The following is a 23,386-nucleotide window of genomic DNA, read 5'->3' on the forward strand; positions in this document are numbered from 1 at the left end:
TGGGCCAGTTTCACCTTTCAAGATAGGTTTGCGCTTGGGCGAGGTCCTCGGGCGTGTTGATGTTGAAAAACGGGTCAGGCCTGCCTGTCGGAAATTCAACCAGATTTACGCCATGCAGTTCGGCCCAAGCCGAGACCTTCCGCGTGCCCTCCGCTAGGGCCGTCTCAAGATCATCATGCAGATGCGTGGGCCAAAGACTGGCCGTTGGATGCCGCCAGAGCCGCCCTTCGGCATCACAGGTCGCGGCCATGACGCTCTTCATGCCTTGGCCCTGCTGCGCCTGTGTTAGACGCGCCATGAGGTCGGTGGGTAAAAAGGGTGTATCCCATGCGACGGTTGCAACCTGTTTATACCCAAGCGCATGGGCCCATTTCATGGCGGCCAAGACACCCGCCAAAGGCCCGCGCCCAAGGGGGGGTGCATCAGGGATGATCGGAAGGTCAAAAGCGTCAAACAGCGCAGGGTCGGCATTGGAGTTCAAAGCCAAAACCCCCGCTTGCGGCGCGACCCTTTCAACCACATGAGCCAGCACGGGTTTATCGCCCAAAAGCTCAAGACCTTTGGGGGTTCCCCCCATTCGACGCGCGGCCCCTCCAGCCAGTATCATGCAGGCAAGACCCGTCATTTCGCTTGGTCATTTCCAGTGTTGATCATGGGATATGTCAGGCTCCGATTGCATCCCCAGTCTCGGACAGATAACTGATCCTTGTCCACAAAAGCTTTGAGGCTTGTGATGCAATCCATTAATTCCAAAAATCCCTATTTTCAGGGTGTTATTGCGGGCCTGCCCTTCCTGTTGGTTGTGGGGCCGTTTGGCATGCTTTTCGGGGTCGTTGCGACCGAGGCGGGCCTTCCCTTGTCGCAGGTCATGGGCTTTACGGTCTTGGTGATTGCGGGGGCCTCCCAATTCACGGCGCTGCAATTGATGACCGAGAATGCGCCGATTGTGGTCATCCTTGTCTCGGCCTTGGCAGTGAATTTGCGCATGGCGATGTATTCGGCATCTTTTGCGCCGCATCTTGGCCCCGCCCCTGTGTGGCAGCGCGCCCTGATTGCCTATTTCAATGTTGATCAGACCTATGCCCTTTCGATCCAGAAATTCGAAGACCAACCCAAAGCGCCTGTGCGCTGGAAGGTGCTGTATTTCTTCGGCGCCGCGACGCCGATTTGCCCGTTTTGGTATCTGGCGACATGGGCAGGCGCTGTCTTGGGAAGCACTATTCCCCCTGAATTTGCACTGGATTTCGCGGTGCCAATTACCTTTCTTGCTCTTGTGGCCCCTGCCTTGCGCACGGTTGCGCATTTGGCCGCCGCGCTGACGGCAGTTGTTTTGTCGATCCTGCTGGCATGGATGCCCTATAACCTGTGGCTGCTGATTGCCGCAGGGGCCGCGATGATGGTCGGGGCCGAGATCGAGCGGCGGATAACCCTCTCAAAAGGAGAGCGGGTATGACCTATTCCGACGCGCAAATCTGGCTGATCATCGCGATCTTGGGGCTGGGAACCTTCCTTATCCGTTTTTCCTTTCTTGGCCTGTTGGGCGATCGTGAGTTGCCTGAATGGGCCTTACGGCATTTGCGCTATACGCCCGTTGCCGTTCTGCCCGCGATCATCACGCCCTTGGTTCTTTGGCCAGAGGCGACAGGGGGCGAACTGGACCCCGCACGCCTGAGCGCGGCAGCGGTTGCCTTGGCCGTGGGCTACCTGACCAAAAACGCTTTGGCCGCGATTGGGACAGGCATGGCAACTCTTTATGGGCTTGCCTTCTTGCTCGGCTAGATCGGTAAGGCCGTGGTCTTGGATACGGTCTTGAGCGCAAAGCTTGATTGCATCTTCAACACGCCCGGAAGCCGCGCGAGGGATTGGCGGTGGATACGCGCGAATTCCTCTGCGTCACGGGCCACGACCTTCAGAAGGTAATCCGCCGACCCCGCCATCAGATGGCATTCAAGCACATCTGGAACCTTGGCAACGGCTTTCTCGAAGGCATCAAGCAATTCATCGGCTTGCCCGCTGAGGCTGATCTCGACGAAAACGGTGGTGGCCCGCGCAACCGCTCGCGCATCCAGAAGGGCCACGTAATCCCCGATGATCCCTGTCTGCTCAAGCCGCTGCACCCGCCTGTGGCAGGCTGACGGTGACAGGTTCACTTGCTCGGACAGCTCGGAATGGGTGATGCGACCATTCTTTTGCAAAACCCTGAGGATGCGCAGGTCAATATCGTCCAGATCATTCATATTGAAAGCTTCTCCCGCCATTTGCCAAATATTGCGAAGATTTTTGCATCATTGGCAAGGGGAGACGGCACGCCTTAGTTTTAAAGGCCAATAAAAAACGACGGAAATGCCTTGGGCCTGCGTGCAACCTTCACGCATTCTAATCAAAGGTTCATCCATGTTCTCCCGTTTCTCTCCCTATTGGCTATGGGTCCTCTTGTCGGTTCCTGCGGTGCTTTGGATATTTCAGGCGCTTACCTCAACAAATCCGCGTATTATGCATATTCTGGTGCATCCTACGGGCGAGCTGTCTGCCCGCCTTTTGATTGTAACCATGATGGCGACCCCGTTGGTCTTGCTGTTGAAAGGCTGGCGTGGACCGCTCTGGCTTAAGAAAAACCGCCGCTACCTTGGTGTGGCTGCTTTTGGGTATGCCGCGCTGCACACGGTCTTTTACCTGATCGACAAAGGCAGTGCGGCCCGTGTGATTTCCGAGATCCCGCGTTTCTACATCTGGACGGGCTGGATTGCCTTTGTGATTTTCGTGCCGCTTGCGCTGACATCAATGGACTACTTTGTTCGCCGCATGGGCACATCATGGAAGCAGCTTCAGCGTTTCACCTATGTGGCGGCGGTGTTGACCCTGGCGCATTGGGCGAGCCTGCATGACTGGGGCGGCCCAATGCCTGCCATCGTGCATTTTGGCCCGTTGATCGCTCTAGAGATGTACAGGATCTGGTATTGGTATATCCGCCCCCGAAAGATGCAGGCGGCATGAACGAAAACGGCCCGCCATTTTCTAGCGGGCCGCTTCTGTAATAGTTTGAAAGCTCAGCCCTTTTTAAGGCCGTCACGGATTTCCATAAGAATGTCCAGCTCGGTGGGTCCTGCAGGAGCTTCTTCTGCCGCTGCTTCTTCCTCTTTCGCGGCCTGTTCTTTGACGCGATTTACGCTTCTGACCAGCATGAAGACGACAAAGGCGATGATCAGGAAGTTGATGATTGCCATGATGAAGTTACCGATTGCAAAGGCTGCGGCGCCTGCTTCGGTTGCTTCGGCCAAAGTTCCGTATTCGCTGCCATCAAGTGTGTAGAACCAATTGGTGAAGTCTACGCCACCCATGAACAACGAGATGATCGGATTGATCAGATCGCCCACCAGCGATGTCACAATCGCGGTGAAAGCCGCGCCGATGATGATACCTACGGCCATGTCCATGACATTGCCCTTGGCGATAAAGTCCTTAAATTCGTTAAGCATTGGTCGTCCCTTTTCCAGTATTTGATACGCTCGCATGTTCTGCGATACGCATGCCCCCAACTTTGGCACAGCGTGACAATGCCCGAAAATCGAACATTTGTGAATCGTTATTAAGGTTTGTGGGCCACCCGTTCAGGCGGGCAATTCACCTGTCAGGGCATAGCGCAGGATCTGGACGACCTGAGCAGGCTCTTCGGCCACGGCAAGGGCTGCGGCATGAACCTCTTTCAAGGCATGCTGGTGCTCAGGCAGGTTCAACACGATGATCGATTTGCCAAGCGCTGCGGCGACACCGGCATCAAAAGCCGCATTCCATTGGCGATATTTCTCACCAAAGCGCACCACGACGATATCTGCCTCCTCAATCCCCTTGCGGGTGCGGATCGCATTAACTTTCGCGCCTTTATGATCATGCCAGAACTTGTTCTCTTCGGCCCCGAGGATGGCCACGCCGCAATCATCACTGGCGGCATGGTCGGTCACGGGCGAGGAGAAGGACACATCGAGCCCTTCAGCGCCTGCGATGATCTGTTCCCGCCAATCGGTGTGGATTTCGCCCGAGAGGTAAACTTTCAATCCCATTTGTACCGCCTTTTCGCTGAAGCCTAGCCCCTGAGGGTGCCACCAGTGGCCTTGCTGACCTTTTCGATGATCTTGACGCCAACGGCCTCAATCTCTTCTTCGGTCAGGGTTTTATCCTTGGGTTGTAGGCGCACGGCTAGGGCGATGGATTTCTTGCCCTCGCCAAGGCTGCCACCGATGAATTCGTCAAAGACACGCACCTCTTGAACCAGCGCCTTATCGGCACCTGCGGCTGCATTGACCAAATCAAGTGCCTCGACCTGTGCATCAACAACAAAGGCAAAATCACGCTCGACCGATTGCAGATCGCTGATCGCCAAAGCCCCGCGGCTGGCATTTGCACTGCGCGGCATGGGCACTGCCTCAGGGAAGATGGTGAAGGCCATTGCGGGGCCCTTCACATCCATGGCTTTGAGGATTTTGGGATGTAATTCACCAAAGATACCAAGCACCTTCTTGGGCCCAAGGCAGATCATGCCCGAGCGTCCGGGATGCCACCAAGCAGGCGCATTGCGCAGGATTTGCGCTTTGGCAGGCGCGCCAATCGCCGCAAGGGCTGCTTCGGCATCGGCCTTGATGTCAAACACATCCACGGCGCGCCGCGCGCCAAGCGGATCACGTGGCCCCGAATGCCCAACCAGAATACCCGCCGCTTGCAAATGCTGTTCCCCAGGCTCACCGCCTTGGAAGGCAGCACCCACCTCGAACAGGGCCAGATCCATCATGCCGCGCGCCTGATTGCGGGCAGCGGCTTGCAACAGGCCAGGCAACAAGGCGGGGCGCATATGGCTCATCTCGGAAGAGATAGGGTTTTCCAGCATCGTCGCATCCGAGCCGCCGCCGAACAACTCTGCGCTGGCCTTGTCGATGAAGCTATAGGTCACACATTCATTATAGCCGAGCGCCGCAATCGTGCGCCGCGCGTTGCGTTCGCGCTTTTGCATCGGGGTCAGAACCGCCGAAGGCACGCCAGCACTTGGGCGCGGCAGGGGCACAGGCTGCAATTTGGTCAGCGAGGCCACGCGCGCGATCTCTTCGACCAGATCGGCTTCGCCCTGAACATCGCGCCGCCACGAGGGCACCCAAACTTCGATCACATCGCCTGTCCCCGTGGCCGAGAAGCCAAGCGAGGTCAGGATACGGACCTGTTCTTCCTTCGGGATATCCATGCCCACAAGGCTGATCACGCGTTTGGTGTTCAGGGGATAGCTGCGCGCGGTTTTGGGCGCAGCACCCGCCTCGACAACCTCGGAGGCTTCGCCACCGCACAGATCAAGGATCATCTTGGTTGCGGCCTCAAGACCCGGACGGGTGTATTCAGGATCAACGCCGCGCTCGAAACGGTAACGCGCGTCGGAATTGATCTTCAGATCACGGCCTGTATAGGCGATCTGGACCATGTCCCAATAAGCGCTTTCAAGGAAAACATCGACCGTCTCTTCGGTACAGCCGCTTTCCTCGCCGCCCATGACGCCCGCGATGCTTTCAGGGCCGCGATCATCCGAGATGATCATATGGCCCGCCTTGAAGCTATAAGTCTTTTCATCCAGCGCCAGCATCTCTTCGCCGCCTTCTGCGCGGTGTACGCGCAAATCGCCCTGCACCTTATCGGCATCAAAGACGTGCAGCGGGCGGTTCTGGTCATAGGTGAAGAAATTGGTCACATCCACCAAGGCCGAGATCGGGCGCAAGCCGATGGCGCGCAAACGGTCCTGCAACCATGCGGGCGAGGGGCCGTTCTTGACGCCACGGATCACGCGGCCTGTGAAATGCGGCGCAACTTCGAGCGTGTCTTCGGCAATGCTGATACCGATTGGGCAGGGGAAGCTGCCGGCAATCTCGCTCACCTCATAAGGTTTCAAACTGCCAAGACCGCGCGCGGCCAGATCGCGGGCCACACCGCGCACCCCAAGCGCATCCTGACGGTTTGGCGTAATGGCAATCTCGATCACGGGGTCGACCTTGGCGGGGTCATTCGCGGCCAGCCAGTCGATGAATTTCTGGCCCACCTCGCCCGAGGGCAATTCGATAATGCCGTCATGTTCCTCGGACAATTCCAGCTCGCGCTCGGAGCACATCATGCCATGGCTCTCGACGCCGCGGATGGTGCCAACTGACAAGGTCACGTCAATGCCGGGCACATAATCGCCGGGCCGTGCAAGCACGACCGTGATGCCAGCGCGCGCATTGGGCGCGCCGCAGACGATCTGGGCATCGCCCTGATCGGTCTCAACCGTGCAGACGCGCAGGCGATCCGCATCAGGGTGCTGGCTGGCCTCCTTGACCTTGGCAAGGGTAAAGCTTTCCAGCTTGGCCGCAGGGTTTTCCACGCCTTCCACTTCCAGCCCCAGATCGGTGAGGGCCTCGGTGATTTCATCGACACTGGCTTGGGTGTCGAGATGCTCTTTGAGCCAGGATAGGGTGAATTTCATCTGCTGCACTCCCTTCGCGCATTCGCGCATGCGATTATCGCAGTAGGCCTTTGATTGGAAGGGCCTCGGCCCTTGCTAGGTAGTTGTCAGGCGGCGCGCGGGGCGCTGTTAAACGCCCGCATGCACGCTTGGCATATCCAAGCTGGCAAAGCCGTAATGGCGCAGCCAGCGCAGGTCGCTGTCGAAGAAGGCGCGCAGATCGGGGATGCCGTATTTCAGCATGGCGATGCGGTCGATCCCCATGCCGAAGGCAAAGCCTTGCCATTGCTCGGGGTCAACACCCGCCGCTTGCAACACCTTGGGGTGAACCATGCCCGAGCCCAAAACCTCGAGCCAGTCATCGCCCTCACCAACCTTTACGGTGCCGCCTTCCCATGAGCATTGGATATCCACCTCGGCCGATGGCTCGGTGAAGGGGAAATGCGATGCGCGGAAACGGGTGCGGACCTGCGTGCCGAAATAGGCCGAGAAAAACTCCTCAAGCACCCATTTCAGATTGGCCATCGAGATATCCTTATCGATCGCCAAACCTTCGACCTGATGGAACATCGGCGTATGGGTCTGGTCATAATCGGCGCGATACACACGGCCCGGCGCGATGATCCGGCAAGGGGCACCATGGGCCTCCAGATGACGGATTTGCACAGGGCTGGTATGGGTGCGCAGGACATGCGGCGGGCGGTCATCTCCTTCGGCGCGATGGGTATAGAAGGTATCCATCTCGGCGCGCGCAGGGTGATGGCCCGGAATGTTGAGCGCATCGAAATTGTAGAAATCGGTTTCGATCTGCGGGCCTTCAGCCACGGCAAACCCCATATCTGCGAAAATCGCGGTGACTTCCTCGGTCACTTGACTGACAGGGTGGATGGTTCCGACACGACGATGTCGCGAGGGCAGGGTTACATCCAGCCATTCGGCTTTCAAACGCTCATCCAGCGCGGCATCCCCAAGGGCGGCTTTCTTAGCCGCAAGGGCCGCGCCAACCTCGTCCTTCAATGCATTCAGCGCGGGGCCTGCCACCTGACGTTCCTCGGGCGACATGCCGCCAAGCTCGCGCATCTTCAGGCTGATCTCACCCTTTTTGCCAAGGGCTGCCACGCGCATATCTTCGAGCGCGGATTCATCCGTTGCACCCGCGATCCGTTCCAGCCAGCTGCCGCGCAGCTCATTCAATCCGTCCATTGGCCTCAGCCCCTCAAGAATTTCGCTTGATCAGCTATCACAGACGGCTCCGAATGCAAGTCAGAGGCGGGTGTTCAGGTGCCATCCTTGCCCGCAAATTTGGAAACCCGCCCACGCATCTCGAGCGCACGGCGCGATCTGCCGATCTTACCATTCTGCGAGGTCACCGAAGTGGGTGGCTCTTTCTTGATGCGTTTTTCAAAAACCACGATGGAATCGTAGAACCGCACCGCATCCAATTCGCGCGCGATCGGATCGAAGGGGAACATCTTATCCTGATCGGTATACCAAGAATGCATCTGGTCGACCTTGCGCTTGGCATATTCGACAAAGCTCGCCTCATTGCGGTAGCCGCCCCCGAAACCTGGCCAATAGCTGGTATGGCAATCCTCAACCGCATAAAGGCCGCCATCGCTCAGATGGGGCCAAAGCAGTTCGAAACTGGCGGATTGATGGGCATTGATATGACTGCCATCATCAAGGATCAGATCAAACGGCCCGTGCTTCTTGACAACCTCAGCCAGAAAAGCCGCATCGGTCTGGTTGCCGATCTCCACGGTGGTGCCCGCTTCTTGATGTGCGGCGCAGGCGGGGTCGATATCGATAAATGTCAGTTTCGAGCCTTTGGCGAAATAACCCTTCCACATCGGGATCGAGCCACCTTTGAAAACGCCGATCTCGAGAAAGGAAATGGGGCGGTCGAGATAGCGCCCGAATTCGCGTTCATAGACGGCGAAATAATGTTCCCATTTCATGACAAAACGGTCATCGGTGCGCGTCAGATAGTCGTTGAAATAGGTCATTGAAATTCTCTTGCTCGAAATGCCGAGGCACAAATAGAAACGGCCCCGTATCAAGTTTCACCTGATACGGGGCCGAAATGCAATCAGCTTGGCTGGCTTAAGGCTTAGGCCGGAAGCGCTGCTTTCGCTTGATCTACGATCGCTGCAAATGCCTCAGGCTCATGCACGGCCAGATCGGCGAGAACCTTACGGTCCACTTCGATGCCAGCTTGCGCGAGGCCATTGATGAAGCGCGAATATGTCAGGCTCTCATCATGGGCACGTACGGCTGCGTTGATCCGCTGGATCCACAGAGCGCGGAATTGACGCTTGCGCGCCTTGCGGTCGCGGGTTGCGTATTGATTGGCTTTATCGACGGCTTGCGTTGCAACACGGAAGCTGCGCGAACGTGCGCCATAATAACCTTTGGCCGCGTCAAGAACCTTCTTGTGACGGCGATGGGTAACGGTACCACCTTTTGTGCGGGACATATCAGCGCCTCCTTAACGGTCGTAGGGCATGTAGGATTTAACGATCTTTGCGTCCGGAGCCGACAATGTCGTGGTTCCGCGCGCGTCGCGGATGAACTTCGTCGTCCGCTTGATCATCCCGTGGCGCTTGCCTGCTTGGCCGGCTTTCACCTTACCGCTGGCAGTCATTTTGAAGCGCTTTTTGGCGCTCGATTTGGTCTTCATCTTGGGCATTTTCGTCTCCTCTTAAGGCAACGTTCTAGCGCGACTCGGCATGCCACTTTCGGCCGGTCGCACCGTTGGAGAGCGCCGATTAGCGCCAATTGGCAGATGATACAAGAGATTTAAGTGGTCAAAGCCGCGCTTTAATTCAAAATTCGCGCAACAACCGAGATGAAAGCATCTGGAATGGCGGTCAGACCCAAGCCATCCTCGCTGTTCATATAGGCAAGGGCAAATAACCCGATCCCGAAGGCAAGATTGATCAAAGCAAAGAGCGGAAACCGTCTATCGACCCATTTCGAGATGGCCGAGGCCAAAGACATGCCAACCACGAAAGTGGCAATAACGATCAAAATATCGGACGGCAGATTGTTCATGGCCCAATGCCTTAGCGAAGCAATTGCCGTCCGACCATAGGGATTATTCTGGGTCCGTCGAGAAAATCAGACGCTCGGCACAAGGTGCAACCCGCAAGATGTTCGTTGTACCCGGCACATTGAAAGGCACACCTGCGGTGACGACAATCTGGTCCTCCTCACCTGCGAACCCGCCTTCACGTGCGGCTTTGGCGGCATTGACAACGGCCATTTTAAAACGGTCCACCGAGCCTGTGACAACGAAGCTTGTGCCCCATGTCAGGGTCATGCGGCGGGCAACCTCGATTTTGGGGGTCAGGCCGATGATTGGAACGCGAGGGCGTTCACGCGCCACGAGGGCAGCAGTGGTGCCGGATTGCGTAAAGCAGCAGATCGCCTTGATATCCGTGGTCTCGGCGATTTCACGGGCGGCGGCAACAATGCCATCGGCAACCGTGGCGCGTTCGACCTTGCGCGAAGAATCCAGCACTTCGCGATAGGTCGGGTCGCTCTCCACTTCGATGGCGACATTGTTCATCGTGTTGACCGCTTCGATCGGGTAATTGCCTGCCGCCGATTCCGCACTCAGCATCACGGCGTCAGCCCCCTCATAAATCGCAGTCGCAACATCGGAGACCTCGGCGCGGGTTGGCACAGGGCTCTCGATCATGCTCTCGAGCATCTGGGTCGCCACAATCACAGGCTTGGCTGCCGCGCGGCATTTGCGGATCAGGCGTTTCTGGATCGGTGGGACATTCTGCACAGGCAGCTCAACCCCGAGATCGCCACGCGCGACCATGATCCCGTCAGAGGCCGCGAGGATTTCGTCAAAGGCGGTTACAGCAGCGGGCTTTTCGATTTTGGACAGGATCGCGGCGCGGCCTTTGGCCAATTCGCGCGCCTCGGTGACATCGGCCGCGCGCTGTACAAAAGACAGCGCCAGCCAATCCACGCCAAGGTCACAAACAAATTCGAGATCCTTGCGGTCTTTCTCGGACAAAGCGGCCAAGGGCAGAACCACATCAGGCACATTCACGCCCTTACGGTTGGAGATCGTGCCCGTATTCAACGCGACGCAATTGGCAAAATCCTTGCCGCATTCTTCAACGCGCAGCTTCAGTTTGCCATCATTGACCAGCAGATGCGCGCCTTTCTCAAGTGCTGCGAAAATCTCGGGATGGGGCAGTTGAACGCGGTTCTCGTCGCCTTCGGCTGCGTCGAGGTCAAAGCGGAAGGTCGCGCCCTCCTGCATCTCGAAGCCTTCGCCATTGGCAAAGACGCCGCATCGCAGTTTCGGGCCCTGAAGATCGGCGAGAATGGAAATCGGGCTGTTGGTGTCTTTTTCGATCTGGCGAATGATCTGGTGACGCACGCGAATTTCATCATGAGAGCCATGGCTCATGTTCAGACGAAACACATCTGCACCAGCCTCAAACAGCGCGCGGATCATTTCATAATCGTTGGATGCGGGGCCAAGAGTGGCCACAATTTTCACGTTTCTTTGGCGTCTCATGCGGGGTCTGTCCCTTCGGTATGCGCAAAATGTTTGCGCTATCAATTATTCTGCGCCCCTAATGGATCAAAATCCCCCGAGGGACAACTGGCAGTTCAGCACGAAGCCGTCTACGAAGCGTGTCATGCCAGCCAAGGGTGACAAAAACATGACCATGCCATTCGAGATAGTCGGCGCTGAGCGGCCCGGGCGTTGGGTTGTTACGGTGGACCATGCCTCAAACCGTGTGCCAGTGGAAGTGGCAGGCGGCGATCTTGGTGTGGCTGCCTCAGATATGGCACGTCATATCGCCTATGATATCGGCGCGGCTGGTCTGGCCCGCGTGCTTGGCGAGGCCTTGAACTCGCCCGTTATCCTGTCGAATTTCTCACGCTTGGTGATTGACCCGAACCGTGGCGAAGACGATCCCACGCTGTTGATGAAAATCTATGATGGCACGATCATTCCTGCAAACCGCCACGCCGATGAGGCCGAGGTTGAGCGCCGCCTCGAGATGTTGCATCGCCCCTATCACCGCGCCTTGGAGGGGTTGATCGCGGCACGCGCAAACCCCGTTTTGCTGGCGGTTCATTCCTTCACCCCCGCCTTTGTCGGGCGGCCAGCGCGGCCTTGGCATGTGGGCGTGCTTTATTCCAGCGACACCCGCCTTGCCCATCCACTGCTTCAGCATCTTGGCATGCAGGGCGATATCTGTGTCGGCGACAACCAACCCTATTCCGGCCATTTGCCCGGAGATGCGATGGATCGGCATGGCCTGCAAAACGGGTTGCCCCATGTTCTGATCGAATTGCGCAATGACTTGATTGAAACAGATCAGGCACAGGCCGATTGGGGCACAAGGTTGGCCCCCATGCTTGACGCCGCGCTTTCCAGCGCACAGCTATAGTCACGAGGAGACCGAAATATGGATGATCAAACCCGCATCGAGCTTGAAGCCGCTGCCTTTCGTCGCCTGCTCAAACATCTGGATGAGCGCAAGGATGTGCAAAATATCGACCTGATGAACCTCTCAGGGTTTTGCCGCAATTGCCTGAGCCGATGGTATGGTGAGGCCGCTGCCGAAAAGGGCATCGAAATGTCCAAGGATGAGGCCCGCGAGACGGTCTATGGCATGCCCTATGACGAATGGCGCGTGAAATACCAGCTAGAGGCAACGGATGCCCAAAAGGCCGAATTCGCGAAAGCCAATCCCGACCACTGATCTGGATCAGCCCTCAGGCGGCTTTGGCATCAGCTTCCGAGCGCAGGAAGGCGGGCTTGCCTTCCTCGCTCAGGTCAGGGGCATAGCGATAGCCGCCCGCATCAAACTCGGTGATATTGGCAGGGTCGGTCAGCCTGTTCTCGATGATGAAACGCGCCATCGCGCCACGCGCCTTCTTGGCGTAAAAGCTTACGATCTTGGGGCCATTGGGCTTGTCCTCAAGAAAGACGGGCGTGATGATCCGCAGCTTCAAAGCATCAGGCTGCACAGCCGAGAAATATTCGATCGAGGCGCAATTGATCAGCGTATCGGCATCAAGGCCAGCCGCGTCACTGTTCAGCGCTTCGGAAATCTGGGTGCCCCAATAGTCATAGAGCGATTTGCCGCGCGGGTTTTTCAGGCGGCTGCCCATCTCAAGGCGATATTGCTGGATCGCATCCATCGGCCGCAAAACCCCGTATAGACCAGATAGAATGCGCAAACGGTCTTGGGCGAAGCGCAGATCATCTGGCGACAGGGTCTTGGCCTCTAGACCCGCATAAGTGTCGCCCGCAAAGGCCAGCGCTGCGGGCCGCATTTCCGCCTTGTCCTCGGCAAATCGCTGAAAGCGGTCATGGTTAAGCGTGGCAAGGTCCTTGGAGATATCCATCAGCTTCTCAAGATCGCCAACCGATAGGGTCTTGGCGACCTCGGCCAGAGCCTCGGCATCCTGTGTGAAGCGCGGCTGCGTTACATCCACATCGCGGGCTGCCCAATCAAGGCGTTTGGCGGGGGAAATCACGGTCAGCATGCGGGCTCTCCTGTCGAAAATTCTGGCGGTTGGGATAGTATCTAGGGCAGTGCGGCGCGCTTATCCAGCTTCGCGCAGCACATCAAGAAAGGCCTCGCCAAAGCGTTCGGCCCTGCGCTCGCCCAAAAGGCGGGTGAGGCTGCCTAAATCACCGGGTTTAACTTCGGCAATTTTGGCCAGTTGCGAGGAGGAACAGGTGACAGGTTTATCACCCCCATTCGCGCCGCGCATCAGATCGGCCTGAACCTGCAAAAGACGGTCATAGACATTGCCCGCATCGCGGCCCGCAAGTTTGCGGCGTGCGGGATGCAAGTGGTCGGGTTTCTCACCCGTGATAACGGCCAGAAACCCCTCTCCGTAGCGTTCCAGCTTGGTGGCACCAACGCCCGAAACACGCGCCATCTCATCCATCGAGCGGGGGCGTGTTTCAGCCATCTCGATCAGGGTGCGATCGGTGAAGATAACATAGGCGGGCACGCGGGCCTCCTCGGCCAAGGCGCGGCGCTTGGCCTTGAGCGCCGAGAGAAGGGGCGCATCTTCCTCGCTGACCAGCGTTTTAACGGCAGGGCGGCGCGGGGTCTTGGTGATCGTATCCTTGCGAAAGGTAATCTCAGCCTCATCACGCAAAATGGGCCGTGCGGCTTGGGTCATGCGCAATGCGCCGAACCGCTCGGGGTCGGGGCGCACAAGATCATGCCCCATCATCTGGCGAAACACTGCCTGCCAACCGCGCTTGTCAAACTCGGTGCCGACACCAAAGGTGGGCAGGTCGTTATGGCCGCGTTCGCGTACCTTTTCGGTGGCATTGCCTATCAGAATATCAATCAAATGGCCTGCACCGAAATATTCCCCCGTCCGCAGGATCGCCGAGAGGGCTTTGCGCACGGGTTGTGTGGCATCGAATGTTTCGGGCGGCGTGCTGCACAGATCGCAATTGCCGCATTTGCTAATCTCTTCGCCGAAATAACCAAGCAGGTTTTCGCGACGGCAAACCATCGCCTCGGCCAGACCCAAAAGCGCATTCAGCCGCGCGTGATCAGCCGCTTTGCGGTCATGCGGGGCAATGCCTTCATCGATCTGCTGGCGTCGAAAGCGGATATCATCGGGCCCATATAGCGTTAGCGTATCGGCGGGTGCGCCATCACGGCCCGCGCGTCCGATTTCCTGATAATAGCCTTCGATGGATTTGGGCAGATCGGCATGCGCCACCCAACGGATATCGGGTTTATCGACACCCATCCCGAAGGCAATCGTGGCCACCACGATCAACCCGTCCTCAACGCTAAAGCGGGTCTCGACGATGCGGCGATCCTCAGGGTCCATTCCGCCATGATAGAAACAGGCATTATGGCCCGCCTCGCGCAGCGCTTGTGACAGGGTCTCGGTCTTGGCGCGGGTGCCACAATACACGATGCCGGATTGCCCTTTGCGCGCCGCCGCAAATGCAAGGATTTGTTGGCGCGGTTGGTTCTTGACCTCGAAGGCAAGGGTCAGGTTCGGGCGATCAAAGCCGCGCAGGAAGGCCTCGGGAGGCTCGCCGTTGAACAGACGCTCAATGATCTCGGCTTGCGTTTCGGCATCTGCGGTGGCGGTAAAGGCGGCCAGTGGCACATCCAGAGTGCGGCGCAGCGCACCGATGCGCAGGTAATCGGGGCGGAAATCATGGCCCCATTGGCTGACGCAATGGGCCTCATCAACCGCAATCAGCGACACGCCCGCGCGTTTGAGCATCCGCTCCGTGCCTGAGGAGGCCAACCGTTCGGGCGCGATATAAAGCAGTTTGAGCCTGCCGGCCCCCAGCGCCTCCCAGACGGCATCGGTTTCCTCAGGGGTATTGCCCGATGTCAGCGCGCCTGCCTCGACGCCCGCCTCGCGCAAACCGCGCACTTGGTCGCGCATCAAAGCAATCAAAGGAGAGATCACGACAGTGACCCCTTCGCGCATCAGGGCGGGCAATTGGAAACAGAGCGATTTACCCCCGCCTGTCGGCATAATGGCCAAGACATTGCGGCCCTCGGCGACCGCGCGCACGATTTCCTCCTGCCCTGGTCGAAACTCGGGAAAGCCGAATACAGAAGAGAGAAGGGCGGTCGCGTCCTGCATGCCTGCTTTGGATTTTTTCTAGATGCTCGTGTTTTATCGACTGTCCCATATTGAGGTATGGTTAACAACCCGCACAAGATGATGTGGAAGGCTATTCCAGCCCGATTAGGAGCGGCAGTTTGGCCATGTCGTCAAAGACCTCGGCGCCTTGGGCCTTTAGCCGCGCACCATCGTCATGGGCGGCATATCCCAGACAGCGCATCTGTGCGGCTTTTGCGGCCTTCGCACCTGTGCCGCTATCCTCCACGACAATACAGACTGACGGGGCGAAGCCCATGGTTTTGGCGGCAGCAAGAAACAGCCCCGGATCGGGTTTGGCCACGCCCAAGCTGTGGGCCGAGAAGCGCTTGCCCTCAAAGCGTGGCGCAAGCCCCGTTTGTCCCAAGGTGATATCCATTTTCTCCTCGCTGCCATTGGAGGCCACGCAATAGGGAATGCCTGCCTCATCCAGACGCTCCAGCAGCGCGGGGATGCCCGCAACGGGTGCAACGCCCGCGCGCAGGGTGTCGTAAATCTCGGCATAGATGGCATCGACCCAAGTCTCGGGCAGATCAGCGCCCATCTCGCGCGCTTTTTCTCCAACGCCACGGATGGTGCCCCCCACGAACAGCCTGTCTGTATCCTCAAGCGTCAGATGCAGCCCGTAGCGGGCAAGATTGGCGATAAGGACCTTATTGGTGATGGTTTCGCTATCGACCAGCACGCCGTCGCAATCAAAGATCACAAGATCAGGTTTCATGCTTTTACCTTTGCAATGGTGATGACGGTGCCGCCATAGCTGCGCTGGTCCAGCAGGGTTACGCCCGCGGGCGGCAAAGGCGGCGTCTCTTCTTCCCAGACGATCAAAGCCTCAGGTGCCAGCCATCCGCCTTCCAGTGCCGAGGCCAGCGCCAATTCGCCAAGCCCCTGACGATAGGGGGGGTCCAGAAAGACCAACGTAAAGGGCTGGCCCGAATGCGGCCCTAGATCGGTGGCATTACGACGATACACCTTGGAGATACCCTGCGCCGCACACAGCCCGATATTTTCACGCAACAAGCCGCGCGCGGCGGCTCCGTCATCCACGAACACGGCCTGTTTTGCCCCGCGCGACAGCGCCTCCAGCCCGAGCGCGCCCGTGCCTGCAAACAGATCAAGCACGCGGGCATCCGTGATCGGGTTTCCATAAGGGCCATTCTGGATCAGGTTGAACAGGCTTTCGCGCACGCGGTCGGTGGTCGGGCGCAAATGCGCCGCCGCATCACCCTGCCCGACATCGGCCAGTTTCTTGCCCCGCCATTTTCCCGAGATGATCCTCATGCGCGCAGCAGTGATTTCAGGTCAGTGTCGCTATCTGCAACCAGATCAGAAGTAGGGGATTTACCCGCCTCGATCAGGCGTTTGCCGACCATATAGGCGCGCGGGTCATTCATCGCGTCAACGGCCAGCAGGTCATCGCCTTTGTAATACCAATAGGACACAGCATCCCCGCCGCCGCGCGTAACGATCCGGTCATAGCCCGTATTCAGCCCTGCGATCTGGAGCTTTACGTCGTATTGATCGGACCAGAACCATGGATGGGGTAGATAAGGTTCCTCGGCCCCCATGATGTTGCGCGCGAGATTTTCGGCCTGATCAATTGCGTTTTGCACGGATTCGAGCCTCAGGCGGTCTTCGCGATAAGGAAAAGACGCGCAATCGCCCGCCGACCAGATCGAAGGGTCCGATGTGCGCCCATGGGCATCAACCTTGATCCCGTTCTCGATCTCCAGCCCTGCGGCCTCGGCCAGCGCGGTCGCGGGGGCAATGCCGATCCCGACGATGACCATATCAAGCGCAATCTCGCTGCCATCGCTGAGCACAGCGCCATCAACTTGCCCCTTGCCCGTCAAACGCGTCAGCCCCACGCGTTCGCGAATATCGACACCATGCGCGCTATGCACGGCACGGAAATAATCAGAAGTCTCGGGGCTGGCGACGCGTTGCAAGATGCGATCAGCCATTTCGACCAGAATGACCTTCATGCCCTTCGCGGCACAAACGGCAGCAGCCTCCAGCCCGATATACCCGCCGCCAACGATCAAAACCCGTGCGCCCTCATGAACGGAAGGGGCCATTGCATCGACATCGGCCAGACCTCGTACAACATGAACGCCGCCCAAATCCCCGCCGATCGAGGCAGGCAGGTGGCGCGGATATGAGCCTGTGGTCAAAACCAGATGATCATAGGAAACCCGTGTTTCGCCCGAGATGACGCATTTTGCCTCCCGATCAATCGCCTCGACGGTCATATCAAGATGCAGATCAATCGCGTTTTCGGGGTAATAGCTTTCGGGCCGCAGATAGAGGCGTTCCACCTCCATCTCGCCAAGCAGGTATTTCTTGGACAAAGGCGGGCGCTGATAGGGGGGCGCGCTTTCCTCACCAATGAGGGTGATTTCGCCGTCAAACCCGTCACTACGCAATCTCGCGACACAGGCAGCGCCTGCTTGCCCTGCCCCGACCACTACGATTTTTGTCATTGATTTGCCCCGTCTTGCCTCTGGCGTCTATTTGTCTTCAACGTATATGTCGCTCAACAGCAAACACAAGTTAGGGGAACTACAATGTCCATTTCAGTCGGAGATACACTGCCCAATGCAACCTTGATCCGTTTGGGCGCCGATGGCCCCGAAGAAGTGGATATGGCCAGCACGCTCAAAGGCCGCAAGGTTGTGATTTTCGCGGTTCCAGGTGCCTTCACCCCGACCTGCCATTCCGAGCATGTGCCAAGCTTCATCCGCACCAAGGGTGATTTCGATGCCAAAGGCGTGGACGAGATCATCTGCGTCTCGGTCAATGACCCCTTCGTGATGAAAGCATGGGGCGAGGCCACGGGTGCTGCGGATGCAGGCATTTCGATGCTGTCTGATGCGCAAAGCGAATTTACCAAAGCCTTGGGCATGGATTTCACTGCCCCGCCCGTTGGCTTGATCGCACGCTCCTCGCGCTATGCGATCTTTTCCGAGGACGGTGTGGTGAAGGTGCTGCATAAAGAAGAAAGCCCCGGCACCTGCGTAATCTCGGGCGGCGAGGCGATGCTGGCCGCGATCTGAACATGATCAAAGGTCGGGCATAGCGCCCGACCTTTTTCCGTAAATGCTGCATTTGCGCAGCATGAGCGTGCCAGAAGCGGAGTGGGAGCGTAAGCCTTGTGAATTCGGAGATCATTTAAAGCCGATGCCAGACGATATTGGACCCAAACCTTGGATCAACCTGACACTGGGTGTGTATCTCCTCATCCTTGCGAGCCCGTTTGGCGTTCCGATTTTTTTCGCGCTCTATTATGATGGCATCGAAAGCGTTCTAGACTGGAACAGTCTGTTCAATTGGCTGTCAGCTATTACCGCTATATTCGTTGGTACAGCTTTATACCTTATCCTCACTCCGCAGCGGGTCGGCGGGAATATTTGCTTCGAGGAAGGCGGTTTTTGGTGTCGAATGCGATTGTTCTTTCGTCGCGATGTAGAACAAACTTTTAGCTGGCGGGACATCAAGGAAATCGAACTCCTCCAAGGACCACGCAACAATGATGTTCTGAATATCAAATCTGCGAATGGTGCAGAGATGTCCTTGCAAGTGAAGTTTTTTGAACTTGGCATAACCGAGATTTTTGCACGGTTTTGTATATCAGCGGATGCGGCTTGCTATCGCCTAGAGCAGACAAAAAGCTTCGATGCGTTGATAATGAGCAAGCAGACTTGGACAGTTCTGCCAAAATCGTAGATTTAAAATGAACGAGAGCCAGCTTTGTCCCGCTCAGCGGGGCAGTTTGGCAGGTGGCTCAATGATAGTGGTTTACTCCCGCGCGGGATAAGCGGCGTTAGCCCGCCGTGCCTCGACGGGAGCATTGCCCGCTTCGTCTCTTAAAACGGGCAGCGCGCTCGGGGCCGAAGGCTCAGCCTGCGAGCTTGTCCATCTTTTCGGCCAAGGCCAGATCAAGCGCGGAGAGGCCGCCTACATCATGGGTCGAGAGGGTTACCTCGACCGTTTTGTAGACATTGAACCATTCAGGGTGGTGGTTCATTTTCTCGGCCACCAAAGCTGCGCGGCTCATCCAGCCAAATGCGTCGATGAAATTGGCGAAGACGAAGGTTTTGGTGATCGCGTCGCGGCCCTCGACCATGCCCCAGCCCGTTTTGGCAAGCGCGGCCAAAGCGGCCTCGCGCGCATCGCCTGTCAGTTTCTCATTGCTCATTCCTGTTCCTCCACATCGCATTTGCGGAACGGCCCGTATGAGGTGAGGATTTCGATCTCCTCCCCCACCATGGCGCGTTCGGCCTCAAGAAAATCCTGCACCGCATTGCGAAAGCCCGGATCGCGCACCCAATGTAGGGAATGGGTGGTCACGGGCAGATAGCCGCGAGCCAGCTTGTGGCCCCCTTGCGCGCCCGCTTCCACGCGCGGCAGGCCATGGGCAATCGCGTAGTCGATGGCCTGATAATAGCATAATTCGAAATGCAGGCAGGGGTGATCCTCGCTGCAGCCCCAATAGCGGCCATAGATCACCTCGCGCCCGATGAAATTAAGCGCGCCTGCAACGGGCTCGCCATCACGCATTGCAAAGACCAAAAGCATATCATCGGCCATGGTCTGATGCGCGATATCGAAGAACTCGCGTGTGAGGTAAGGCATGCCCCATTTCCGCGCGCCCGTGTCTTGGTAGAAGGTCCAGAAGGCATCCCAATGTTCGGGTTGGATCTGCTCCCCCGTCAGCGCCACGATCTCGCCGCCAAAGCCTTGGGCGGTGGCGCGTTCCTTGCGGATGTTTTTGCGTTTGCGCGATGAGAGATCCGCGAGAAACCCATCAAAATCGGCATAGCCGCGATTATGCCAGTGGAATTGCTGGCTATAGCGCCGCATCAGGCCAAGGGTCTCGCCCAATTCGGCCTCTTGCTCGGTGCAGAAGGTGATGTGGACCGAGGACAGGTGATTGTCCTGCGCGACCTGAAGCATGCCTTGCACCAATGCTTGGTGCCCTATCTCGCTATGCTCGGGTTTGGTCAGAAAACGGCGGCCAGTTGCGGGGGTAAAAGGGGCTGCAACCTGTAGTTTCGGATAATACCGCCCGCCCGCATTCTCATAAGCATGGGCCCAGTTCTGGTCGAAGATATATTCGCCCTGACTATGGCCTTTGGCATAAACGGGGGCCACGGCTATGGGCGTGCCGCCTTCGCGCGCCAGAAGGTAATGCGGCTGCCAGCCCGTGCCCGCGCCGACCGATCCGCTATCCTCCAGCGCCAAAAGAAACCGATGCGTGGTGAACGGGTCAAAAGGGCGGCCGCCATCCGCGGCTTCGGGGCACGCGCAGGCATCCCACTCCTCGGCGGTGATGCCGCGCAGAGAGTTCAGAACGGTTACTTCAATGTCTCGTCCGTCACGCATTGCGAATGCCGAATTCCTGATGGCCCACCCCTGAGGTGGGGCAAAGCGGTGTTGCGTCAAGCCGTTGGTGTTGTGGCGAGGTAGCCTTCAAAGGTCACATTATCCGCGATCTTGCGGGCTTGGGCCTCGGCCTCGGCGCTTTTGATGGTCCAGCACAGGATCGGAACGCCGCGCGCTTTGAGCGCGAGCACCGAGGCGCGATCCAGATCATTGCAGTCATGGCTAATGAACGCTGCGCCCAAACGGTCGAAATCTGCGATATCGCGCAGATGCGCGCAGCGCGCCTCGGACACACCATTCCATTTGTCCGGTGGAAAGCTGCAGGTGGTCAAACCTCGGGTCACCCGCGGTGCGAAGCGCTGCATCCGTTCCACGGAAGCGGGGTTGAAGGACATCACGGCGACAGGGCCGCCATAGCCTTCCAAATCCTGCGCAACGGCGGGTTCCAGCTCGCCTGATACATCGCCTAAATTGCCTGACTGATCCTTGATCTCGATCAGCAAGGGCACACGGCCTTGGACCAAGTGCAACAGATCAGTCAGGCGGGGAATGCGCTCCTCGCTATTTTTGAGCGGGATTTGGGACAGATCAAGCGCTGTGCGTTGATTCACCCGCCCCGTTTGATCCGTCAGACGCTCAAGCGTTGCGTCATGGAACACCATTGCCTGACCATCCGAGGAAGGCTGGATATCAACCTCCATCCCGTAGCCACCCGCGATTGCAGCACTTGCTGCGGCAAGGCTGTTTTCGGGAATGCCGCTTTGCGCATCATGCAACGCACGGTGCGCGATCGGCAGGCGCAGAAAGGAGCCATCCAGAGCTGCAGACATGGCCTATGCCTCGATCTCGAAAATCCCCTCGATTTCGACAGCGACATTCAGCGGCAAAGCGCCAGCCGAAACGGCCGAGCGCGCATGGCGGCCCGCATCGCCCAAAGCCTCCACCAAGAAATCTGAAGCTCCGTTCACCACCTTTGGCTGGTCGGCGTAATCAGGGGTGGAGTTCACAAAACCCGTCAGTTTCACAACACGCACCAGCTTATCCAGATCACCGCCGCAAGCCTTTTTGACCTGAGCAAGAAGCGAGATCGCACAGCTTCGCGCCGCCGCCGCACCTTCCTCGGTGGTCAGATCCGCACCGATTTTACCCGTGATCAAAGCCCCATCCGCCATCGAGATCTGGCCAGATACATAGACGGTGCTGCCAATCGTGACATAGGGCACATAATTCGCGGCAGGCGCGGGCGCATCAGGCAGGGTGACGCCCAGATCGGCCAGTTTCTTCTCGAAATTCTTGCTCATGGCAGGCTTCCTTATAAGCATGTTTGCGCGCAGGCTAACCCTGCGCGGCAACAGGGGGAAGGGGCGAATTCTAGTAACATCGCCCAGATACGTGTCATTTCTGCAGCGCGGCATCGCCGCATTCAGGTAGGTCTATTCCATGCCATGTTGAACCAGCGGGCTGATTTAGGTATGCGGATGATCTGGGGCCTTTGGAAAAAAGTCGATTTTCATCATGAGTTATTGCGTAAAATTGCTATCTCTACGGCCTGTTTTGGTGGCGCTAGCCCTTGGCCTGACAGCCTGTGGCCCCGCCGACATTCCGCGTGGTGATCTGATTGACGACCCGAATGAGGCTCAGAACCGCGAAGTCCATGAACTTAATATTGCCGTAGACCGCGCATTATTGCGACCTGTCTCGCAAGGCTACGGAACGATTGTCCCTGAGCCTGTGCGCAATGGCCTGTCCAATATGGCGTCGAACCTGAACCAGCCGGGCTATGTTGTGAACAACATCCTGCAGTTCCGGATCGGCCAAGCCATGCAAAACACGACGCGCTTCGTGATCAATTCCACAATCGGGCTGGGCGGGCTGTTTGACCCCGCCAGCGCGATGGGTGTCCTGCCCGCTGATACCAATTTTGGTGAGACCTTGCATGTTTGGGGCGCAGAGGAAGGCCCTTACGTCGAGTTGCCGTTCTTTGGCCCATCAACTAGCCGCGACACGGCGGGGCGCTTTGTTGATGCCGCGCTGAACCCTTTGCGGTATCTCGTGACCTCCCCAGAAAGTGATTACGTCACGGGGCTGGAAACTGTTGACCTAATGGGCCAGCGCTACCAGTTTGGCGATGTGATTGATGGCGTGCTTTACGAGAGTGAAGATAGCTACGCACAAGCGCGCAGCCTGTATTTGCAAAACCGCCGTTTTGAATTGCGCGGCGACCGCCAGCAAGATGATTACTTCGACCCCTATGAGGATCCCTATGCGCAGTGAATTCAAGCTTTCCCGCCGACAGTTTGCAGCCCTCGGTGCCTCCGCCATTGCGATGTTTGGTGCTGGGCGCGGCATGGCCTTTACCGCTGATGAAGCGTCCGATCTGGTTGGGCGTGTCGTGGCCGAGATTAACGACATCATTAATTCGGGTCGCTCGGAAAGCCGGATGTATTCGCAGTTTTCGAACGTCCTGAGCCGCTATGCCGATATGCCCATCATGGCGCAATCTGTGCTTGGGCCTGAATGGCGCAGCGCAAGTTCCGCGCAGCGCAGCGCCTTTACCACAGCGTTCCAAGGGTATCTGGCGCGTAAATATGGCAGCCGCTTTCGTGAGTTCATCGGTGGGCGGATCGAAGTGCAGGGCACCCGAGCGATCCGCAATTTCTATGAGGTCCGCTCGACCGCGATTCTAAGTGGGCAGTCGCCCTTTGAGGTTATCTTCCTCGTATCCGATGCAAGCGGTCAGAACCGTTTCTTCAACATCGTCTTTCAGGGCGTAAATCTGCGTTCTACGGAAAGTCAGGAAATCGGTACCATGCTTGATCGGCGCGGTGGCGACATCGACGCGTTGATCGCGCATCTCAGAACTCTGGCTTAAGT

Annotated in this window: 29 protein-coding genes; 9 read left to right on the forward strand and 20 right to left on the reverse strand. The window is 57.8% G+C overall.

Features of this window, described 5'->3' with window-relative positions:
* Positions 1-10 precede the first annotated feature (10 nt).
* Positions 11-625: a molybdenum cofactor guanylyltransferase MobA gene (mobA, locus tag ACTYEO_RS12560; protein WP_449324092.1), complete on the reverse strand. Its 615-nt coding sequence runs from the start codon at positions 623-625 to the stop codon at positions 11-13.
* 108 nt (positions 626-733) lie between these two features.
* Between mobA and ACTYEO_RS12565 the strand changes: the two genes are divergently transcribed.
* Positions 734-1,453, forward strand: a complete 720-nt coding sequence (locus ACTYEO_RS12565) for an AzlC family ABC transporter permease (protein ID WP_449324093.1) — start codon at positions 734-736, stop codon at positions 1,451-1,453.
* On the forward strand, positions 1,450-1,779 hold the full coding sequence (locus ACTYEO_RS12570) for an AzlD domain-containing protein (RefSeq protein ID WP_449324094.1): 330 nt from the start codon (positions 1,450-1,452) through the stop codon (positions 1,777-1,779). Before ACTYEO_RS12565 ends, ACTYEO_RS12570 begins: the two co-directional genes overlap by 4 nt.
* Here ACTYEO_RS12570 and ACTYEO_RS12575 read toward each other — a convergent pair.
* Positions 1,776-2,258, reverse strand: coding sequence for an Lrp/AsnC family transcriptional regulator (locus ACTYEO_RS12575; RefSeq protein ID WP_449324095.1), 483 nt, complete (start codon positions 2,256-2,258; stop codon positions 1,776-1,778). The two genes, ACTYEO_RS12570 and ACTYEO_RS12575, sit on opposite strands and share 4 nt — an antisense overlap.
* A 136-nt stretch (positions 2,259-2,394) precedes the next feature.
* Here ACTYEO_RS12575 and ACTYEO_RS12580 point away from each other — a divergent pair, with 136 nt between their 5' ends.
* On the forward strand, positions 2,395-2,994 hold the full coding sequence (locus tag ACTYEO_RS12580) for a sulfite oxidase heme-binding subunit YedZ (protein ID WP_449324096.1): 600 nt from the start codon (positions 2,395-2,397) through the stop codon (positions 2,992-2,994).
* A gap of 53 nt (positions 2,995-3,047) precedes the next feature.
* Here the strand turns inward: ACTYEO_RS12580 and mscL are convergent, their stop codons facing one another.
* The 9 genes from mscL to pyk form a co-directional block, all read right to left on the reverse strand.
* The gene (gene mscL / locus ACTYEO_RS12585; protein ID WP_449324097.1) at positions 3,048-3,476 is read right to left on the reverse strand and encodes a large conductance mechanosensitive channel protein MscL; all 429 of its coding nucleotides are present in this window, start codon (positions 3,474-3,476) and stop codon (positions 3,048-3,050) included.
* Between the two features lie 132 nt (positions 3,477-3,608).
* Positions 3,609-4,058 carry a YtoQ family protein gene (locus tag ACTYEO_RS12590; protein ID WP_449324098.1) on the reverse strand — a complete coding sequence of 150 codons (450 nt, stop codon included), beginning with the start codon at positions 4,056-4,058 and terminating at the stop codon, positions 3,609-3,611.
* A gap of 23 nt (positions 4,059-4,081) precedes the next feature.
* Positions 4,082-6,490 (reverse strand): phenylalanine--tRNA ligase subunit beta, encoded by a 2,409-nt coding sequence (gene pheT / locus ACTYEO_RS12595; RefSeq protein WP_449324099.1) that lies wholly within the window; start codon positions 6,488-6,490, stop codon positions 4,082-4,084.
* Positions 6,491-6,598: 108 nt separating this feature from the next.
* Entirely contained in the window at positions 6,599-7,672 is a 1,074-nt protein-coding gene (gene pheS, locus ACTYEO_RS12600; RefSeq protein ID WP_449324100.1) for a phenylalanine--tRNA ligase subunit alpha, read from the reverse strand.
* A gap of 74 nt (positions 7,673-7,746) precedes the next feature.
* A complete protein-coding gene (locus ACTYEO_RS12605; RefSeq protein ID WP_449324101.1) occupies positions 7,747-8,475 on the reverse strand; it encodes a class I SAM-dependent methyltransferase in 729 nt (242 codons plus the stop codon).
* Positions 8,476-8,579: 104 nt separating this feature from the next.
* Positions 8,580-8,945: a 50S ribosomal protein L20 gene (rplT, locus tag ACTYEO_RS12610; RefSeq protein WP_449324102.1), complete on the reverse strand. Its 366-nt coding sequence runs from the start codon at positions 8,943-8,945 to the stop codon at positions 8,580-8,582.
* 12 nt (positions 8,946-8,957) lie between these two features.
* A complete protein-coding gene (gene rpmI / locus ACTYEO_RS12615) occupies positions 8,958-9,158 on the reverse strand; it encodes a 50S ribosomal protein L35 (protein WP_066602414.1) in 201 nt (66 codons plus the stop codon).
* A 131-nt stretch (positions 9,159-9,289) separates the two neighbouring features.
* Complete coding sequence (locus ACTYEO_RS12620) at positions 9,290-9,523, reverse strand: hypothetical protein (RefSeq protein WP_449324103.1); 234 nt, start codon at positions 9,521-9,523, stop codon at positions 9,290-9,292.
* Between the two features lie 43 nt (positions 9,524-9,566).
* Entirely contained in the window at positions 9,567-11,015 is a 1,449-nt protein-coding gene (gene pyk / locus ACTYEO_RS12625; protein ID WP_449324104.1) for a pyruvate kinase, read from the reverse strand.
* A 148-nt stretch (positions 11,016-11,163) separates the two neighbouring features.
* Here pyk and ACTYEO_RS12630 point away from each other — a divergent pair, with 148 nt between their 5' ends.
* Together ACTYEO_RS12630 and ACTYEO_RS12635 are read left to right on the forward strand one after the other, a co-directional pair.
* Positions 11,164-11,901 (forward strand): N-formylglutamate amidohydrolase, encoded by a 738-nt coding sequence (locus ACTYEO_RS12630; protein WP_449324105.1) that lies wholly within the window; start codon positions 11,164-11,166, stop codon positions 11,899-11,901.
* A gap of 18 nt (positions 11,902-11,919) precedes the next feature.
* Positions 11,920-12,216 carry a DUF1244 domain-containing protein gene (locus ACTYEO_RS12635; RefSeq protein WP_449324106.1) on the forward strand — a complete coding sequence of 99 codons (297 nt, stop codon included), beginning with the start codon at positions 11,920-11,922 and terminating at the stop codon, positions 12,214-12,216.
* A 13-nt stretch (positions 12,217-12,229) separates the two neighbouring features.
* On the opposite strand, the gene yaaA is transcribed toward ACTYEO_RS12635, so the two are convergent.
* The 5 genes from yaaA to ACTYEO_RS12660 form a co-directional block, all read right to left on the reverse strand.
* Entirely contained in the window at positions 12,230-13,006 is a 777-nt protein-coding gene (gene yaaA / locus ACTYEO_RS12640) for a peroxide stress protein YaaA (RefSeq protein ID WP_449324107.1), read from the reverse strand.
* 60 nt (positions 13,007-13,066) lie between these two features.
* The gene (gene recQ, locus ACTYEO_RS12645; protein ID WP_449324108.1) at positions 13,067-15,109 is read right to left on the reverse strand and encodes a DNA helicase RecQ; all 2,043 of its coding nucleotides are present in this window, start codon (positions 15,107-15,109) and stop codon (positions 13,067-13,069) included.
* 91 nt (positions 15,110-15,200) lie between these two features.
* A complete protein-coding gene (locus tag ACTYEO_RS12650) occupies positions 15,201-15,848 on the reverse strand; it encodes an HAD family hydrolase (protein ID WP_449324109.1) in 648 nt (215 codons plus the stop codon).
* Positions 15,845-16,408 carry a 16S rRNA (guanine(966)-N(2))-methyltransferase RsmD gene (gene rsmD / locus ACTYEO_RS12655; protein ID WP_449324110.1) on the reverse strand — a complete coding sequence of 188 codons (564 nt, stop codon included), beginning with the start codon at positions 16,406-16,408 and terminating at the stop codon, positions 15,845-15,847. The genes ACTYEO_RS12650 and rsmD overlap by 4 nt, the downstream gene beginning before the upstream one ends.
* Positions 16,405-17,610 carry an NAD(P)/FAD-dependent oxidoreductase gene (locus tag ACTYEO_RS12660; protein ID WP_449324111.1) on the reverse strand — a complete coding sequence of 402 codons (1,206 nt, stop codon included), beginning with the start codon at positions 17,608-17,610 and terminating at the stop codon, positions 16,405-16,407. Before ACTYEO_RS12660 ends, rsmD begins: the two co-directional genes overlap by 4 nt.
* 84 nt (positions 17,611-17,694) lie before the next feature.
* Between ACTYEO_RS12660 and ACTYEO_RS12665 the strand changes: the two genes are divergently transcribed.
* Entirely contained in the window at positions 17,695-18,183 is a 489-nt protein-coding gene (locus ACTYEO_RS12665) for a redoxin family protein (RefSeq protein ID WP_449324112.1), read from the forward strand.
* Positions 18,184-18,226: 43 nt separating this feature from the next.
* Entirely contained in the window at positions 18,227-18,853 is a 627-nt protein-coding gene (locus ACTYEO_RS12670; protein ID WP_449324113.1) for a hypothetical protein, read from the forward strand.
* Positions 18,854-19,025: 172 nt separating this feature from the next.
* Here the strand turns inward: ACTYEO_RS12670 and ACTYEO_RS12675 are convergent, their stop codons facing one another.
* From ACTYEO_RS12675 to ACTYEO_RS12690, 4 genes are read right to left on the reverse strand one after another with little or no spacing between them, the layout of a single operon-like run.
* On the reverse strand, positions 19,026-19,325 hold the full coding sequence (locus ACTYEO_RS12675; RefSeq protein WP_213675769.1) for a 4a-hydroxytetrahydrobiopterin dehydratase: 300 nt from the start codon (positions 19,323-19,325) through the stop codon (positions 19,026-19,028).
* The gene (locus ACTYEO_RS12680; protein WP_449324114.1) at positions 19,322-20,512 is read right to left on the reverse strand and encodes a GNAT family N-acetyltransferase; all 1,191 of its coding nucleotides are present in this window, start codon (positions 20,510-20,512) and stop codon (positions 19,322-19,324) included. Before ACTYEO_RS12680 ends, ACTYEO_RS12675 begins: the two co-directional genes overlap by 4 nt.
* Before the next feature lie 56 nt (positions 20,513-20,568).
* On the reverse strand, positions 20,569-21,342 hold the full coding sequence (locus ACTYEO_RS12685; RefSeq protein WP_449324115.1) for a glycerophosphodiester phosphodiesterase family protein: 774 nt from the start codon (positions 21,340-21,342) through the stop codon (positions 20,569-20,571).
* Between the two features lie 3 nt (positions 21,343-21,345).
* Positions 21,346-21,813: a RidA family protein gene (locus ACTYEO_RS12690; protein ID WP_449324116.1), complete on the reverse strand. Its 468-nt coding sequence runs from the start codon at positions 21,811-21,813 to the stop codon at positions 21,346-21,348.
* Between the two features lie 214 nt (positions 21,814-22,027).
* Between ACTYEO_RS12690 and ACTYEO_RS12695 the strand changes: the two genes are divergently transcribed.
* Entirely contained in the window at positions 22,028-22,786 is a 759-nt protein-coding gene (locus ACTYEO_RS12695; RefSeq protein WP_449324117.1) for an MlaA family lipoprotein, read from the forward strand.
* On the forward strand, positions 22,776-23,384 hold the full coding sequence (locus ACTYEO_RS12700) for an MlaC/ttg2D family ABC transporter substrate-binding protein (protein WP_449324118.1): 609 nt from the start codon (positions 22,776-22,778) through the stop codon (positions 23,382-23,384). The genes ACTYEO_RS12695 and ACTYEO_RS12700 overlap by 11 nt, the downstream gene beginning before the upstream one ends.
* Positions 23,385-23,386: the final 2 nt, after the last annotated feature.

This window comes from Rhodophyticola sp. SM2404 (genome assembly GCF_053570515.1).

Bases quoted from the DNA above. Each gene is read 5' to 3' on its own strand.
- mobA (WP_449324092.1), bottom strand. From the start codon at position 625: ATGACGGGTCTTGCCTGCATGATACTGGCTGGAGGGGCCGCGCGTCGA.
- ACTYEO_RS12565 (WP_449324093.1), top strand. From the start codon at position 734: ATGCAATCCATTAATTCCAAAAATCCCTATTTTCAGGGTGTTATTGCG.
- ACTYEO_RS12570 (WP_449324094.1), top strand. From the start codon at position 1,450: ATGACCTATTCCGACGCGCAAATCTGGCTGATCATCGCGATCTTGGGG.
- ACTYEO_RS12575 (WP_449324095.1), bottom strand. From the start codon at position 2,258: ATGGCGGGAGAAGCTTTCAATATGAATGATCTGGACGATATTGACCTG.
- ACTYEO_RS12580 (WP_449324096.1), top strand. From the start codon at position 2,395: ATGTTCTCCCGTTTCTCTCCCTATTGGCTATGGGTCCTCTTGTCGGTT.
- mscL (WP_449324097.1), bottom strand. From the start codon at position 3,476: ATGCTTAACGAATTTAAGGACTTTATCGCCAAGGGCAATGTCATGGAC.
- ACTYEO_RS12590 (WP_449324098.1), bottom strand. From the start codon at position 4,058: ATGGGATTGAAAGTTTACCTCTCGGGCGAAATCCACACCGATTGGCGG.
- pheT (WP_449324099.1), bottom strand. From the start codon at position 6,490: ATGAAATTCACCCTATCCTGGCTCAAAGAGCATCTCGACACCCAAGCC.
- pheS (WP_449324100.1), bottom strand. From the start codon at position 7,672: ATGGACGGATTGAATGAGCTGCGCGGCAGCTGGCTGGAACGGATCGCG.
- ACTYEO_RS12605 (WP_449324101.1), bottom strand. From the start codon at position 8,475: ATGACCTATTTCAACGACTATCTGACGCGCACCGATGACCGTTTTGTC.
- rplT (WP_449324102.1), bottom strand. From the start codon at position 8,945: ATGTCCCGCACAAAAGGTGGTACCGTTACCCATCGCCGTCACAAGAAG.
- rpmI (WP_066602414.1), bottom strand. From the start codon at position 9,158: ATGCCCAAGATGAAGACCAAATCGAGCGCCAAAAAGCGCTTCAAAATG.
- ACTYEO_RS12620 (WP_449324103.1), bottom strand. From the start codon at position 9,523: ATGAACAATCTGCCGTCCGATATTTTGATCGTTATTGCCACTTTCGTG.
- pyk (WP_449324104.1), bottom strand. From the start codon at position 11,015: ATGAGACGCCAAAGAAACGTGAAAATTGTGGCCACTCTTGGCCCCGCA.
- ACTYEO_RS12630 (WP_449324105.1), top strand. From the start codon at position 11,164: ATGACCATGCCATTCGAGATAGTCGGCGCTGAGCGGCCCGGGCGTTGG.
- ACTYEO_RS12635 (WP_449324106.1), top strand. From the start codon at position 11,920: ATGGATGATCAAACCCGCATCGAGCTTGAAGCCGCTGCCTTTCGTCGC.
- yaaA (WP_449324107.1), bottom strand. From the start codon at position 13,006: ATGCTGACCGTGATTTCCCCCGCCAAACGCCTTGATTGGGCAGCCCGC.
- recQ (WP_449324108.1), bottom strand. From the start codon at position 15,109: ATGCAGGACGCGACCGCCCTTCTCTCTTCTGTATTCGGCTTTCCCGAG.
- ACTYEO_RS12650 (WP_449324109.1), bottom strand. From the start codon at position 15,848: ATGAAACCTGATCTTGTGATCTTTGATTGCGACGGCGTGCTGGTCGAT.
- rsmD (WP_449324110.1), bottom strand. From the start codon at position 16,408: ATGAGGATCATCTCGGGAAAATGGCGGGGCAAGAAACTGGCCGATGTC.
- ACTYEO_RS12660 (WP_449324111.1), bottom strand. From the start codon at position 17,610: ATGACAAAAATCGTAGTGGTCGGGGCAGGGCAAGCAGGCGCTGCCTGT.
- ACTYEO_RS12665 (WP_449324112.1), top strand. From the start codon at position 17,695: ATGTCCATTTCAGTCGGAGATACACTGCCCAATGCAACCTTGATCCGT.
- ACTYEO_RS12670 (WP_449324113.1), top strand. From the start codon at position 18,227: ATGCTGCATTTGCGCAGCATGAGCGTGCCAGAAGCGGAGTGGGAGCGT.
- ACTYEO_RS12675 (WP_213675769.1), bottom strand. From the start codon at position 19,325: ATGAGCAATGAGAAACTGACAGGCGATGCGCGCGAGGCCGCTTTGGCC.
- ACTYEO_RS12680 (WP_449324114.1), bottom strand. From the start codon at position 20,512: ATGCGTGACGGACGAGACATTGAAGTAACCGTTCTGAACTCTCTGCGC.
- ACTYEO_RS12685 (WP_449324115.1), bottom strand. From the start codon at position 21,342: ATGTCTGCAGCTCTGGATGGCTCCTTTCTGCGCCTGCCGATCGCGCAC.
- ACTYEO_RS12690 (WP_449324116.1), bottom strand. From the start codon at position 21,813: ATGAGCAAGAATTTCGAGAAGAAACTGGCCGATCTGGGCGTCACCCTG.
- ACTYEO_RS12695 (WP_449324117.1), top strand. From the start codon at position 22,028: ATGAGTTATTGCGTAAAATTGCTATCTCTACGGCCTGTTTTGGTGGCG.
- ACTYEO_RS12700 (WP_449324118.1), top strand. From the start codon at position 22,776: ATGCGCAGTGAATTCAAGCTTTCCCGCCGACAGTTTGCAGCCCTCGGT.